10 protein-coding genes are annotated in these 14,051 nt (G+C 55.5%); 6 read left to right on the forward strand and 4 right to left on the reverse strand.

Annotated elements, in window-relative coordinates:
• Nucleotides 1-153: 153 nt before the first annotated feature.
• A complete protein-coding gene (locus tag TRM7615_RS20490; protein ID WP_108791205.1) occupies nucleotides 154-2,193 on the reverse strand; it encodes a hypothetical protein in 2,040 nt (679 codons plus the stop codon).
• 245 nt (nucleotides 2,194-2,438) lie between these two features.
• A complete protein-coding gene (locus tag TRM7615_RS20495) occupies nucleotides 2,439-3,710 on the reverse strand; it encodes a replication initiation protein (protein WP_108791207.1) in 1,272 nt (423 codons plus the stop codon).
• A 547-nt stretch (nucleotides 3,711-4,257) separates the two neighbouring features.
• On the opposite strand from TRM7615_RS20495, the gene TRM7615_RS20500 reads away from it, so the two are divergent.
• Together TRM7615_RS20500 and TRM7615_RS20505 are read left to right on the forward strand one after the other, a co-directional pair.
• The gene (locus TRM7615_RS20500; RefSeq protein WP_165821489.1) at nucleotides 4,258-5,643 is read left to right on the forward strand and encodes an AAA family ATPase; all 1,386 of its coding nucleotides are present in this window, start codon (nucleotides 4,258-4,260) and stop codon (nucleotides 5,641-5,643) included.
• A complete protein-coding gene (locus tag TRM7615_RS20505; protein WP_108791209.1) occupies nucleotides 5,643-6,707 on the forward strand; it encodes a ParB/RepB/Spo0J family partition protein in 1,065 nt (354 codons plus the stop codon). The genes TRM7615_RS20500 and TRM7615_RS20505 overlap by 1 nt, the downstream gene beginning before the upstream one ends.
• 165 nt (nucleotides 6,708-6,872) lie before the next feature.
• Here TRM7615_RS20505 and TRM7615_RS20510 read toward each other — a convergent pair whose 3' ends face one another.
• On the reverse strand, nucleotides 6,873-7,721 hold the full coding sequence (locus tag TRM7615_RS20510) for a Rossmann-like and DUF2520 domain-containing protein (protein WP_108791211.1): 849 nt from the start codon (nucleotides 7,719-7,721) through the stop codon (nucleotides 6,873-6,875).
• A gap of 444 nt (nucleotides 7,722-8,165) precedes the next feature.
• Between TRM7615_RS20510 and TRM7615_RS20515 the strand changes: the two genes are divergently transcribed.
• The 4 genes from TRM7615_RS20515 (at nucleotide 8,166) to nadC (ending at nucleotide 12,534) form a co-directional block, all read left to right on the forward strand.
• Nucleotides 8,166-9,050 carry an NUDIX hydrolase gene (locus tag TRM7615_RS20515; protein WP_108791213.1) on the forward strand — a complete coding sequence of 295 codons (885 nt, stop codon included), beginning with the start codon at nucleotides 8,166-8,168 and terminating at the stop codon, nucleotides 9,048-9,050.
• Nucleotides 9,051-9,151: 101 nt separating this feature from the next.
• Entirely contained in the window at nucleotides 9,152-10,123 is a 972-nt protein-coding gene (gene nadA / locus TRM7615_RS20520; protein WP_108791215.1) for a quinolinate synthase NadA, read from the forward strand.
• The gene (locus TRM7615_RS20525; protein ID WP_108791217.1) at nucleotides 10,120-11,661 is read left to right on the forward strand and encodes an L-aspartate oxidase; all 1,542 of its coding nucleotides are present in this window, start codon (nucleotides 10,120-10,122) and stop codon (nucleotides 11,659-11,661) included. The genes nadA and TRM7615_RS20525 overlap by 4 nt, the downstream gene beginning before the upstream one ends.
• A gap of 3 nt (nucleotides 11,662-11,664) precedes the next feature.
• The gene (gene nadC, locus TRM7615_RS20530; protein WP_306417736.1) at nucleotides 11,665-12,534 is read left to right on the forward strand and encodes a carboxylating nicotinate-nucleotide diphosphorylase; all 870 of its coding nucleotides are present in this window, start codon (nucleotides 11,665-11,667) and stop codon (nucleotides 12,532-12,534) included.
• A gap of 152 nt (nucleotides 12,535-12,686) precedes the next feature.
• On the opposite strand, the gene TRM7615_RS20535 is transcribed toward nadC, so the two are convergent.
• Nucleotides 12,687-13,979, reverse strand: coding sequence for a flavin monoamine oxidase family protein (locus TRM7615_RS20535; RefSeq protein WP_165821490.1), 1,293 nt, complete (start codon nucleotides 13,977-13,979; stop codon nucleotides 12,687-12,689).
• Nucleotides 13,980-14,051: the final 72 nt, after the last annotated feature.

The following is a 14,051-nucleotide window of genomic DNA, read 5'->3' on the forward strand; positions in this document are numbered from 1 at the left end:
CGTTGAGTGGCCGTTGTGCCTGTTCAAGTCCCGGGTCCCCAACTCGGGCAAAAGCGAGGGCCTGACCAGATTCCCGTCAGGTCCTCGCTCATTTCTTTGGTCTCCAATCTGGAAATCGTCACTTTGTGCGACAGGAATTGAACCACAAAAGCATCATCGCGTTTTGTGACCACCCCCGGCCTTTAGCGGTAGAGCGTATATTCCTGACTGCGCATCCGTCGCACTTTTCTCTTCGGCCACCGTTGACACATCAGCTGTCTGACCCTCTTCAGGCGCCTGCAACGTGGCATTCGACAAGGACGTCGAACTCGTGTCGAGAACATCAGAGCAATCCGCCAAATGGACGTCTGTCGAATTGCCGCCCGCTCGAAGGGACAACGTACCCAGGCGGGTCACCGGGCCAACTGTCCACAATGGCCGTGCTCGAACGTCGGTTTCCACGTAAGTCGCTTCATCCTGATGTGTGCTCTGGCGAGCCCCTTGAACATCCCGCGGGAATGCAAGCGGCTCGTCATCTCTTTGGACGTTGATCGATGCACACAGGGTCGCGCCAGCCGCGTTCGTCAGGTGTAAACTGTAGTCTCCGTTTTGCACTGACTGCCCACGGTTCTTCTTGTTCAGACCCGGAGCGAATGCCAGAACTATGCGAGTCCTGGACGTGTTTTCAAACCGACGCACATAGGCGCGCGCAACCAGAAAGTCCCATCGCCCGGTGATCCGACGCTTTGCATCCCTGGTGTAGGACGGAAGGACAACGTCACCTTTTTCATCAAGGAATTCACTGCGGCTCAGTTTCAATTCAACCGCATCCCCGACAGGCCCCTTCAGGGTCAATGTGGCTCGGTTCAACTGGTCCAGCCAAACTTCGACAAAAGAAATGGACTGATCATCTGATGCTATCTTCCAGTCGATGTGATCTTGTTCGCCCCGGGGTAACCTCATCAAGACCTGGCTGTGCTGTCGCGACTTGTTGCTGTCAGGCAGGACAACGGCAGTCGCCACGCCTTCAGCGCTTCGTTGACGGGCCAGGCGTTCAATCTCAGACCGCAGAAAACCGACACCGTTTGGCGCGTCGGCAAAAACCTCGTGATTGATGCAAACAACAACCGGGACACGAGTTACTTTCCCATCTAAACCCCTCCAGTTGTCAGACCATTGAAACGCCCGGATCAAGCCGCTGAGAATGAAGAACTCCACCCGCCCACCCCAAGTTTCGGCTTTGGTCAATGGCGGCAACTGCACAAGCATGGCTGGCTCTGCGACATCAGCCCGTTCGCTGGGTAGATGGTCAATGAGACCATCCAACTGAGTTACATTGTAGTCGTTGACCTGCACAGCACGCGCGGTCGTAACGGCATTCGGTTTGCTGTCTGCCTGAAAAATCCGGCGCCCGTTCGACCTCAAACAACGGTACAACTGGATCTCATCCACGGTGCCATCGTAAACGACGTCATTATAGTCTGCGCTGACGTCTGTACTGTTCAGGCTGCGACCAAATTCCAATTCAGATCCATTGCGGGAGGCCACTTTTGCTTGCGTCCAACAACGTGCAAACCTGGACGAAAGGTGTGCCGTGTGATCGTCACCCTGACGAAAGACATGGTTGTTCCCGACTGTGTCCTGTTTGCCGATGAAACCCGACACGATCTTTTCACCCAAAGGGCGGTCGAATACAAAGTGATGCCAAACCTCCGGAGGCATTGTTCCGGTCATCGAATTGCGTGCGTAGCTCTTTGCGGCCCGAAAAACCCTGTCCAATGCGCACAGTTTTGTAGCAGCAATGGATTTGGAAAGCGGAAACCCGACGCCGATCTGCAGGGTTTCACATTCAGGCACCGCGTCATAGGCTTTTGCCTCGGGGCGGTAGAGGAAGAACCGCGTGAAACGTTCAACGTTCTCGCCAACCATTTCACCAACAATGATGTTCACAACGACAGGTAGGAAATCGGCATCATGCTGGATTGATCTCCCCTGATCTGTCTTGATCATGAACTTTACCAGCGATTTGATCGAAGACGTGAAATCGCCCTGCTCACCCCTGCACAGATCAACAAATACCGGCTTCCAGATCTGTGCATCATCAGCAAGTTTCGGTGATCGCGTTGCCTGTTCCCAGTCTTCATAGGGCTCGACGAAATGTGCCGGTTTGTGACCGGATACCACCGTCTTCGGCTCATCCCAGGTGATGTTCATCTACTGACCTCCCACTTGCCGTGGCAAGGTGACATAACTGTTGGTCAAGTACAGTTCAGCGAGTGGGATTCACGGTTTTTTTGCGATTTACCGAGATTATTCTCATTTTCTCCGAGCTTGGGCTTTTGCTCTCTCTTTCCTTAAAGAGCTGCGAGAAAACGGAAGATTTCAAAGGGCGTGCCCCTATCATCTAATCTATTAGAGCCTAGGCAGGTCGTAGATGTTCTTACGTCGAACATAGGCTGCTAGCTGTCTTCGAGTTCGTCAAAAGCGCCAGGGTTCATTTCCGCCCAGAACGCAAAGATGGCATTGGCGTTCAACGCTGATTGCCATCCATGGGTGCGGAACTCCATCCGCTCAAGATCATCTTCCAGACCAGCCAAGAACAACCGTTTGTCCGCATCTCGCTGCGTGGGGTTTCGTCGCGAAACCAAGTTGGAAACGATTTCAAACTTGCGGGCTCTTCTTGCGCGTTCGGCCAGCCGCATGTCCAACTCCGCATCTGCCTTGCGTTCTTGATCAAGACGTTCTTGGGCGCGTTGCATTGCTTCTGGACTCGGAGGTTTGACTTTGACCTCTTTCATCGAAAAGTCGTCCTTTAATGCAGCATTGAGGTATCCCGCAGCTGACTTGACGTCCGGCTGGCGCCGAACATAGTCCAGTTTCTGCGCAACGTAGTCTTCGCCATGTTCGGAAATCCACTGACGCGCCAAACGATCTGACACACCTTGGTCGATCAGCTTTTTGTAAACATCAAGGTTACGTATCCCCTCATCATCACCGATTTGAAACATGGCTAGCTGAGGGTTCTCCTTGATCAGGAACCGAATGTCCGCAACTGCCCTGCCCTTCTTCTTGAACTCGGGCGTGATTTCTATGTCTGAGTTCCGGTTCACTTCCGCCACCGCCGGTTTGATGATCTTGGCGTTAAGATGTTTGAAGCTCTCGTAGTAGTTCGATCCATCCACCCCCATCAACTTGCGAAAGATCTCAAGCGACCACCACCCCGTCGATCCGGTGCGCACGAACCGATAGCAGTTTTCATACAAGGCTAGACCGTGGCCTGAGGTAAAATTCCTTTGAATGTGGACATTGATCAACGCATAGATTTTGGGGTCGTGCAGCTTTTGTGCCAAGGCGGGAGAGTAAGCGTATTCACAAACACCACTCTTGAGTTTGGCAAAAGATAGCAGCGAAGAGACACCCCATTCCTGTCGACCTTCCTCGTCCAACATGTCCCATTCCGCGACTGTCTCGGCCAAAGCTCGAAGGCTTGCCCTCAGCGTGTCCATGTCGTTGGAATTGTAACCGACCATGGTCGCCAAGGTGCGCGCATCAATGGTGTGGGTTTGGGCCGTGGTCAACGCGTCATAAGCATTTAGCAATAGAACGTTGGACAGCTTTCTCTGTAACAAGCTGAGCTTGCCGCTGATGTGTATGGCTGCCACATTCTTTTTGACAGTTTCGCGGCGCAATGCGCCGGTTAACTGATCCATATCTATCTGTGCGCTGGTCATTTTTTTCTTTCTGCTCTGGATGAGTCGTCGCACAAAAGGTACCTTAGATCAAGTATCCATGGGTTCTTAACAGTCGTCCCGTATCCGGGTACCATCCGGGTTGGATGCCGTGAAGACGTGGTGAATTTCCGCCAATGAACCCTCTCGCAACTCGCTAAAAAACAAAGAATTGGACCAAAACAGGCTCTATTTAGCGGTTTTTGATGATACCGAGAATCGGTACCTCAGCTCACGCATTCCGGTACCCTTCCGCCTGTAGATGGGTACCTATTGAACCGAAGAAAGGTACCCGTCAGCCTGTTTATTGGTACCTGGGTCGTTGTACTATGTTGAAATAACGAAATTTTCCCGTTCGAAAGATTCTAAAGTACTAAAAGAAATTAAACAGTTTGTTGTGTGGATAACTTGATAATTTTGGGGGTTTCGTCACGAAACCCAGCTAAGATCATTAATTCAGCTCATGCAGAACCAATTCTGGGTAGTCTAACTACATGATGTTCGCTATTGTCCTCTACATACGCCGAAAAGGCGAACATACCGTGAGGCAATGAAATTGAGCAAACAACCAACACAAACAGTGCCCCCATATTTGAACCTCAACCCCGAAGCTGCTGCAGCCCGTCTTCCTGATCCTATAGATACAACAAGATTCGCCAAAGCCGCAGCTTTCTGTGCCAAAGGCCGCGAAGATTTGGCTCGCCGAGGGTATGCACCAGATGGTCAAAAGCGACTGCGCAAGTTCTCGACCTGGGAAATTACAAAATACCTTATTCCAGTCGCCCCAGCTCATCTTCGTCGGGTTCTAAAGGCTAACCCCGAGTTGCCTCAGGGCGAAGGTGATGGAGGGTCAAAATGGTTCACTCTTGAAGAGGTCTTAACCCTACGCCAACACTTTGCAAGTGAGGGTGTGAGCACCAAGGAATACCTGCCCTATCGCCCGAAGGAGGCCCAGGCCAAGGTTGTTTCAGTTGCGAACTTCAAGGGCGGTGTCGGTAAGACCAGTACTGCAGCTCATTTGGCAATGTCAGCCGCCTTGGATGGCTACAAAGTGTTGGTCATTGACCTGGATAGTCAGGGGTCGATGACGTCAATTCTTGGCGGTTCCGTCCCTGACGAGTGGTCCACTGTATTTCCGTTGATTGCCAAGGATTTTGCCAAATCGGTGACAGCAGAGAACGAAGTCCGACGCGCTGGAGGTCAGGCCGAGATTCCGTTGGACGAAACTTTGCAGGAAGCCCTGCAGGTTTCGTCGCGAAACGTTATTCAGAAAACCCATTGGCCAAACATTGATCTGATCGGGGCTCAGTTGAATTTGTACTGGGCCGAGTTTCAGATACCGGTCTGGCGAATGGGGTTGCGGTCCTGGCCTTTGTGGGATGGACTGACCAACTTTCTTGAGGATGAGGGAGTGTTGGATGACTATGACATCATCTTTCTGGATACGCCCCCTGCCCTTGGCTATCTGACGATCAACGCGTTGGCCGCTGCTGATATCTTGTTGGTTCCACTTGGCGCTTCGTTCCTGGAGTTCGATTCAACGGGGCGTTTTTTTGACATGCTCTATTCGACATTTGCATCCATCGAAGATGGTGAAAACGCGTCCAGACGTGCAGCCAGTTTGCCAGAGATGAAATTTGAGTGGGATGTGGTGCGTGCCATTGTCACCAGGTTTGACGCCTCACAACAGACGGACATGGCAAACGTGATCCAAGCCTATTTCGGAGATTTCATGAATGCTTACCGCCAAGACTATACCGCATTGGTTGGTCAGGCAGGTGAGCAGGTCAACGGGATTTATGAAGCGGACTATCGTGAGTTCAATCGCGAAACCTATGTCCGAGGACGCGAGACATTTGATCGGACTTACGCCGAATTCAAAGAACTGTTGATTGGGTGTTGGTGGAGAGACGTGAACCTGGAGGGCAATGACTGATGGCAAAACGTAGACGTTTGACGGCCCCAGACGCTGACACCCTGCGAGAGTTGGACGAAGGTTTCGCGGCGAAACCGGTGGACGCACTTTCGTTGACGCCGCCAATTGCCCAGGTCGCAGGAGAGGCTGCGGCGCTTGCCGGCATGACTTCGGTCACGGATCGAGCGGAGCAGGCGCGAGACGCAGCAGATGCACAGCAGTTCCGGCAAGCCAAATCTGCAGGGCTTGTGGCGCAACCTATTGCACTGGATCTGATCGAAGCAGACTTTATCCGCCGGGATCGTCTGAACGAAGACCCGGAAGCAATGGAAGAGCTTTTGACCTCGATCCGATCGTCGGGACTGCGGAGCCCAATCGAGGTTGCCGCACTTCCTGACGGGTTTGGTTTGATCTCGGGGTATCGTCGCCTCAAGGCGTTTCAGGTACTTGCGACCGAAGATCCCAAATTCGGGATGATTCCGGCTTATGTACGCGACGCAGATGCGGGGCAGGACGCCTATGTGTCCATGGTTGAAGAGAACGAGGTGCGCGCGAACCTGACGCCGTACGAACGGGGACGGATCGCGGTTCTGTCGACAGGGCAGGGTGTATTTTCGACGGTGTCGGATGCGGTGGATGTATTGTTTGCGTCTGTTTCAAAAGCCAAACGTTCAAAGGTTCGCAGTTTTGCACTGGTGCATGAATGCTTGGGTGATCTGCTGCGCTATCCCTCAACGCTCACCGAAAAGGCGGGGTTACAACTGGCCGCTGCTTTGCGAGAGGGCGCACAAGCGGATCTAAGAGTGGCATTGGACAGTTCTGATTGTACATCGTCCGCAGAAGAATGGACCGTTTTGAGCAAGGTTCTGGCGAACCGGGGCAGGGCGGAAAAGGACCCCAGCAAAGGTGGTCGTCCAAGCAGCAATGTGCGGTTGCCCCTGGTTCAGGTGGAAGATGGCGCCGAGCTGCGTGGCGAGCTTTCAGCGAATGGTTTCCGGATCGAATTGTTTGGCCGCAAGGTAGATCCAACAACAGGAGAGATCATTTTGCGAGAAATTCGGCGTATTCTTGAAGACAAGGATTAAGAGCCGTATCGGCAAACACGAAGTAGCGATCAAAATAATAAAATTTTGATCGCTAAAATCAAAAGATCATAAGCTAAAAAGAAAATGCTCAAGACCTCGCTGAACCCTTGCTGGGCTTCGTCAACAGTTCTGTTGAGGACGACCAAGCTGACAAATAGTGCAGGGTTATGAACCCGTCGTTCCGCTTGCTTTGAGTTCCTTCGCCAGTTCGCTCATAGCCAAATAAATTTGCCCTGCAGCTGGATGCCATTTTGAAACATCCTCACCCTGTTTGGTTACGACAAATGTATCACCCCGTGCTGCCGGGCCAGTCAGCGAATTGCGCGGGCCTTCGGCGATCACGTTCTCGACTGTTCCTTGCAGCAGCGTCTTGTTCAGATGGCGTGCGATCTCGGCGGGTACACCAGCTTGGGCCCAGGCCTCGTTGGCTATTGCCTGCAGCACGACCGTGAAATTATTCGAAAAGACAGCTGCTGCGTGATAGAGGCTCTTTGTGTCCGAGTTGATTGGGAAACAATCGGCCCCCAATCGTTCGATCAATGGACGGACAGTTATGACTGCATCCTCATCCCCCTCCAGCCCACATAGAGCCCCTTTGAATTGTTGCTGGGCGGCGACGGGATCTGCAAATGACAAAACAGGGTGCATACTTGCCAGGTGCCAATGCAGCTTTTTGAGGGGGGCCATTTCGTCTGCGGGAAAAAAACCACTGCAGTGCACGGCAACGGGTGAATTCTCACTGAGGGCATCAACGTCGAAGGTTTCGGACAGTTTTTGAGCCACAGAAGAAATCTGCGTGTCCGGGACGGTCAGCAGCCACAGATCTGCAGGTTTCAGTTGCGCGTAATCTTGAACCGCGCGACCAGCTCCGACTAATTGTGTTGCCTCTTGCGCCGTTCGAAATTGTGAGCTCAAGACGTCTTGGATTGAATACTCAGAGGTCTCTTTCAAAAGGTGCATCAAAGTCCTGCCAACTTGGCCAGCGCCAATGACATTCACTCTTGCTTTGGGCATGTTCGTGACCTCCGATTTTCATCCGTTGTAACTGCACAGGTTATATCTTGTTGGTCCAAGGCCGTGAAACATATGGGGCAGGTTTCAGTACCATTAGATGACAGTTGCTGCGAGCGTGATGACTGAAAGCAGTAGCCTGGACAGTGGTCAAAGAATGTCGTCACGCGCCTTTAGCCCCGCAAGCATGTCACGCATACTCTTGCGTTAGCTTCTGCTTGGGATGCCGACGTGTTCAACGTCGGGTGCCGGGCTGAGCTATCCGCGCGAAAATTCTGATGAATTGATGTAGCCAAGTGCCAAAAGTCTCCACAGTCAGCGCAGATTGTTCCTTCTGTGGCAATGTAGTAGAGTTGTTTTGCCGGTCGTTGCGCGCCGGAGTACGGCGGGCTGTATCGCAGACATCCAGATCACAGAGCACGGACCGTTCACGATACAGGAGTTTACGTGCCTACTGGATTAGCCCCTGCGGAATTGATCGCCGTTCTTGCTGCTGTGACTGACGATCAGCCTCGCGTCATGACTTTGCGTGGCGGCGAAGCTTTGCCATCCGGCCCCTTTGAAACATCGCACCGCAGTTTGCAACAGAGCCTGCGGGCTTGGATCGAACGTCAGACAGGTCATCCTGTGGGGTACCTTGAGCAGCTTTATACCTTTGCCGACAAGGATCGAGATCCAAGGTCAGGGGAATTGACCGAAGAGGCCGGTCGGATCTCGATCAGCTATCTTGGTCTTGTGCGGGAACAGGATGCAGCCGGGATCGGACGCCCTGCGTGGTACAGTTGGTACAGTTTTTTCCCTTGGGAAGACCACCGCGATCGCGTGCCCGATGAATTGGTCGAAATCACGGATCGACTGGGGGTTTGGGCCCAAGATGATCCGGTGCGGCACCAGCGGGTTGATTACTTGTTCGGGGTAGGGGACAAGGCTTGGAACGAAGAACTGGTTCTGCAACGGTATGAGCTGATGTATGAGGCGGGCTTGGTTGACGCGCCACAGTTCGGTCGCCCGATGCAGGGCGACAACCGCCGTATTCTGGCCACCGGCATTTCCCGCCTGCGCGCCAAGATAAAGTACTCGCCGGTTGTGTTCGAACTCATGCCCGAGAGCTTTACGTTGCTGCAATTGCAGCGCACGGTTGAGGCGTTGTCAGGATTACGTTTGCACAAGCCCAACTTCCGCCGTCAGATCGACCAGCAAAACCTGATTGAGGATACGGGCGAAATGTCGAGTGGAACAGGCGGTCGCCCGGCTCGCTTGTTTCGGTTCCGCACCGCAATTCTCGAAGCTCGAATGCTGTCGGGTGCTCGGCTGCCGCTTTCCCGCTCTTAGTTCAAAACTTCGATTTCGGATCGCCTGCGCTTGACATAATCTCGAATCGAGAATAACTAACATCTCCGATGTACTCATTCCGAGTATAAACTGGAGAAGCCATGAAAGATCTTCGTCTTCCCGACCTGTATGACCGGGTCAGCCAAATCATTCCTGCGCCCGAATGGATGCAGTACGAAGAGGATGTAGAGGCCATCTTGAAGCTCAAGCGTGAGAAGAACGCGGTCATACTTGCGCACAATTACCAGACGCCAGAGATTTTTCATGGTGTCGCGGACATCGTGGGCGACAGTCTGGCGTTGGCCCGTGAGGCAGTCGAGGTCGACGCCGATGTCATCGTGTTGGCTGGTGTGCATTTCATGGCTGAAACGGCAAAGCTGTTGAACCCGGGAAAAACGGTGTTGATCCCGGATTTGGGGGCAGGGTGCTCGCTTGCGGATTCTATCACACCCGATGACATAGCTCTGCTGCGTGAGGCCCATCCCGACGTGCCAGTGATCACCTACGTCAACACATCAGCTGCGGTGAAGGCAGCGTCCGACATCTGCTGTACTTCGGGGAATGCTGTCAAAGTGGTCGAGTCTTTGGGCGTGCCCAAGGTTCTGATGATCCCGGACGAATACCTGGCCCGCAATGTTGCCAAGGAAACGGATGTGGAACTGATCGCATGGCATGGGCATTGCGAAGTGCACGAGCTGTTCACGCCAGAAGACGTGCGCGCCATGCGCGAGGCCTGGCCGGGGGTAACCGTGTTGGCGCACCCCGAATGCCCACCCGAAGTTGTGGCCGAGGCCGATTTTTCGGGCTCGACGGCCGTGATGTCGGACTTTGTGGGCGATCGGAAACCAGCGCGGGTGTGTCTGCTGACCGAATGCTCGATGAGCGACAATGTGGCTCTGAACCACCCCGAAGTGGAATTCGTCCGCCCCTGCAACCTTTGCCCGCATATGAAACGCATCAGCCTGCGCAACATCCGCGAGGCGTTGGAGCTGGGTCATCATGAAGTCACCGTAGACCCGGCCATTGCTGATGACGCGCGCCGGTCTGTGGAACGGATGTTGGCCGTAAAATGACCAGACTCGACGGGCTTCACGGCCAGGTTGCCATCATCGGCAGCGGCATCGCCGGGTTGATGGCAGCGCTGGAGTTGGCGCCGCGTCCGGTTGTGCTGATCACCCGCTCAGGGTTGGGGCAGGAAAGCTCGAGCGCCTGGGCGCAGGGGGGCATAGCGGCGGCATTGGGTGCGGATGATGATGTGGCCCTGCATCTGGCGGATACGCTGGCGGCGGGTGATGGGCTGTGCGACGACGCCATAGCTGCCGAGATCTTGTCGGAAACGAGCGAGGCGATCGCGACCCTTGAGCACCATGGCGTTGCCTTTGATCGAACCCCAAGCGGTGCATTTGATTTCGGACGTGAGGCGGCTCATTCGCGCCGCCGCATTTTGCACATCGATGGTGACGGCACAGGGGCCGGGATAACCTCGACCCTGGTTCGGGCGGTGCAGAACTGTTCGTCTGTCACCTGTCTGACTGGAGCTGATGCACGCCGCCTGATGGTGCGCAACGGCCGTATCGTTGGGGTGCATCTGCAAGACGATGATGGTGCCGCGATTCTGCGCACGGGGCTGGTCATTTTGGCAACCGGGGGCTGTGCCGGTTTGTTTGATGCCAGCACCAACCCATCGGGCAATTTTGGCGCCGGGCTGGCCATGGCGCTTGTTGCCGGTGCAGCTGTGCGGGACATGGAATTCATGCAGTTCCATCCCACCGCTCTTGCCACCACGCGCGCGCCTCTGGCGTTGATCAGCGAAGCGGTCAGGGGCGAGGGCGCGATATTGATCGACCAGAGTGGCCGCCGCTTCATGTTGCAGACGCCAGGTGCCGAACTGGCCCCGCGAGATGTGGTCGCGCGGGCGGTGCATGAGGTGATTACTGACGGCGGGCGTGCATACCTGGACGCCCGTAAACCCTTGGGTGCGCGGTTCAAGACGCGGTTTCCAGGCATCCATGCCTTGTGCCAATCAGATGGCATCGACCCGGCGGTGGACCCGATCCCGGTGCGTCCAGTCGCGCATTATCACATGGGCGGGGTCGCTGTGGACAGACAGGGGCGCAGCACTGTGCCCGGCCTTTGGGCCATTGGGGAATGTGCGGCCACCGGCCTGCATGGTGGCAATCGGCTGGCCAGTAATTCACTGCTCGAGGCCGTGGTGATGGGACGCCGCGCAGCTCGTGATGTCGCCAGGCAAGAGGGTTTCACTCCTCTTGTGGAAACAGACCCACCTGTGTTGCAAAAGGCGAACCCCTCAACACTCCATCCCGTTATTTCACAAGAACTGGGCGTGACCCGTGACGGCGCGGGTTTGGGCCGGGCCATGTCTTGGCTTGAACCTTATGTCCAAACGGGTGATGCCGCCGCCGACCCCGCTCTGGTGGCCCTGTCTGTCGCGGTCTTTGCCGACCTGCGCCGCGAATCCCGTGGCGGTCACTATCGAAGCGACCACCCGGATCCCGCGCCTAATCCCCGGTCGAACACGATGACTCTGACCGAAATTCTGGCCCATGCCCAAAGCGCAAACGCGCACCCCCAGTTGAAGAGACAAGCCTGACCAATGCACCTTATGCCCCTTACCCCACTGCCAAAAACGATCATCGAACCCGCAGTTCGCCGCACCCTTGCCGAAGACCTGGGCGAGGTTGGCGACATCACCTCGAACGCTGTCATCCCGCCCGGTCACACCGCCCAGGTTGTGGCCAGTGCACGTCAGCCCGGAATCATTGCCGGGCTGGATTGCGCCGAGTTGGCCTGCGCTTTGGTGGACCCCGCCATTACCATGACCCGCCATGTTGAGGATGGGAATGCCGTCACCCCCGGCGCGCGTGTTGCCACGTTTCACGGACCGTCGCGCAGTCTGATGGTGGCCGAACGGACGGCCCTGAACTTTCTCGGTCACTTGTCCGGTATCGCAACGGCCACCGCTGGACTGGTGCGGGCCATTGATGGCACAAGGGCGGCGATTGCCTGTACTCGCAAAACAACCCCGGGCCTGCGCGCGCTAGAAAAATATGCGGTTCGCGCGGGGGGCGGTGTCAACCATCGCTACTCGTTGGCGGATGCAGTGCTGATCAAGGACAATCATATCGCCATTGCGGGTGGCGTGACCCCGGCTTTGACAAGCGCCAGGGCAAACGTCGGTCACATGGTCAAGATCGAGATTGAGGTCGATACGTTGGAGCAGCTGGCCGAGGTGCTCGAGATTGGCGCGGATGCGGTTCTGCTGGACAATATGAGCCCGGCAACTCTGCGTGAGGCCGTTGCAATGATTGACGGGCGCGCCATCGCCGAGGCTTCGGGTGGCATTACACCAAGCAGTGTTCGAGCGGTCGCCGAAGCTGGTGTCGATCTAATCTCGTCTGGCTGGATCACACACAGCGCGTCGTGCCTGGACATAGGCCTGGATTTTGTGCCGTTTGGAAGCTGAGTTATCCGTCAACCTGAACGACACCGTTCAAGTGCGACGGACGCAGCAGTCAGCGAAACGACCGGATCGAGATCATGTTCGCGCGTAACATCCCGCTATGATCTTTGCCCATTGGCCTTTCTCCCAGAAACCGTTTTCGCGGCACCCGTCTTCTACTTGTTATGAATCCTGATCCCCGGGAATTGGAAGTGTGCTGCAAGCACATCGCTTGCAGCGCGGATGCCTTCAAGATGAGCTCCGCTTACGGAGCATTGTTGGCTTTCGTGGGATGCTTCGCCTGCAAAAAACACCCGCTCGGTATGTGGGCGGCGCAGCGCCGTACGCGCCGAGTAGCCCCCCGGATTGGCGCCCGCATATGAGCCGCGCACGTATGGTTCTTTACGCCAAGCCGTCGCGTGTCCTTTGATGAAGTTCCGTTTGACGGAAGTGCCGAAGAAGCCGGTCAGTGTTTCGAGCGCGTGTTCTATTGCACTGTCTGCGCCCAACTCCTGCAGATCTCGGGAAAAACTGCCCGAGCTTTCAAAGCTGGTCAAACCAGTTCCCGAGACGTTGCACAGAAAGCCACCTCCGCGCGCCACGCCATGTCCGTCGGGTTCAAGGTGATAGGTCAGCCAGGTGTCCGAGGGCACCGGCAGTGTTCCAGGCTGGAAAAGCAGGCCCGCGTGGTTGTAGTCCCCCATAGTGATCAGTTCGAACGCAGAGCGCCGCTCGGCGTCGAGCGGGGGATCAAAGCGGATCACATCTTCGGCCAGGACGCCAACTGAGGCGGTTACGATCACCGCCTGAGCATAGGTTTTTCCTGCGGTGGTCGTGACCTGAATGCCGTCTGCCTTGGCTTCGATGTCTGTTACGGGGGTGGAGAGCTTTATGGGCAATCCTGTGGCGGTTCGGGCGACCAGATGGCCGAACCCCTCGCGGCAAAACCAGTCATCCCCGCCTTCCCACGCAGCCATGTCACGCAAAGACGTATCAGGCAGATCTCGCGCAAGCGACAGCGCAAAGGTCATTGCGGCGGTGAAGGACCATGGGCCCTTGTTTACAAAGATGTCTGCCAGAGATCGGTCCGTAGGAGTGCCGGAGTTCTTCTCGGTTTCACGATCGACTTGAGCCTGTTTTGTGACTGAAGCTTGGATTTCATCCACCTCGTCCCAGAGAACGGCGTCATCATCCAGCCCGTATGTCATGCCGTTGTCGGGGGCAGGGTACAGATCAAGACCAAGGGCAATTCCGGGCGCTTTGAGGGCATTGGCGTGTTCTGCGTGCAGCCAGTGCGCGCCCATGTCAAAGGGGACGCCAAAGATGTTGGTGTCTGTATGAGTACGACCACCAATGCGGTCCGATGCTTCGATGCAGATGACCGAAAGCCCGGCGGATACAAGCGTTTGCGTGGCTGCCAGACCTGCTGCGCCTGCGCCGACGACGATAACGTCATAGTCCGTGGTCATCCGATGGCTCTCCGGTGTTCTTGATTGTGTTGGCTTTGTTGCGGCGGTTTGATCCGGGTCGATTGTTTGCGC

The sequence above is a fragment of the Falsiruegeria mediterranea M17 genome (assembly GCF_900302455.1).
In the GTDB taxonomy this organism is placed as follows: Bacteria; Pseudomonadota; Alphaproteobacteria; order Rhodobacterales; family Rhodobacteraceae; genus Falsiruegeria; species Falsiruegeria mediterranea.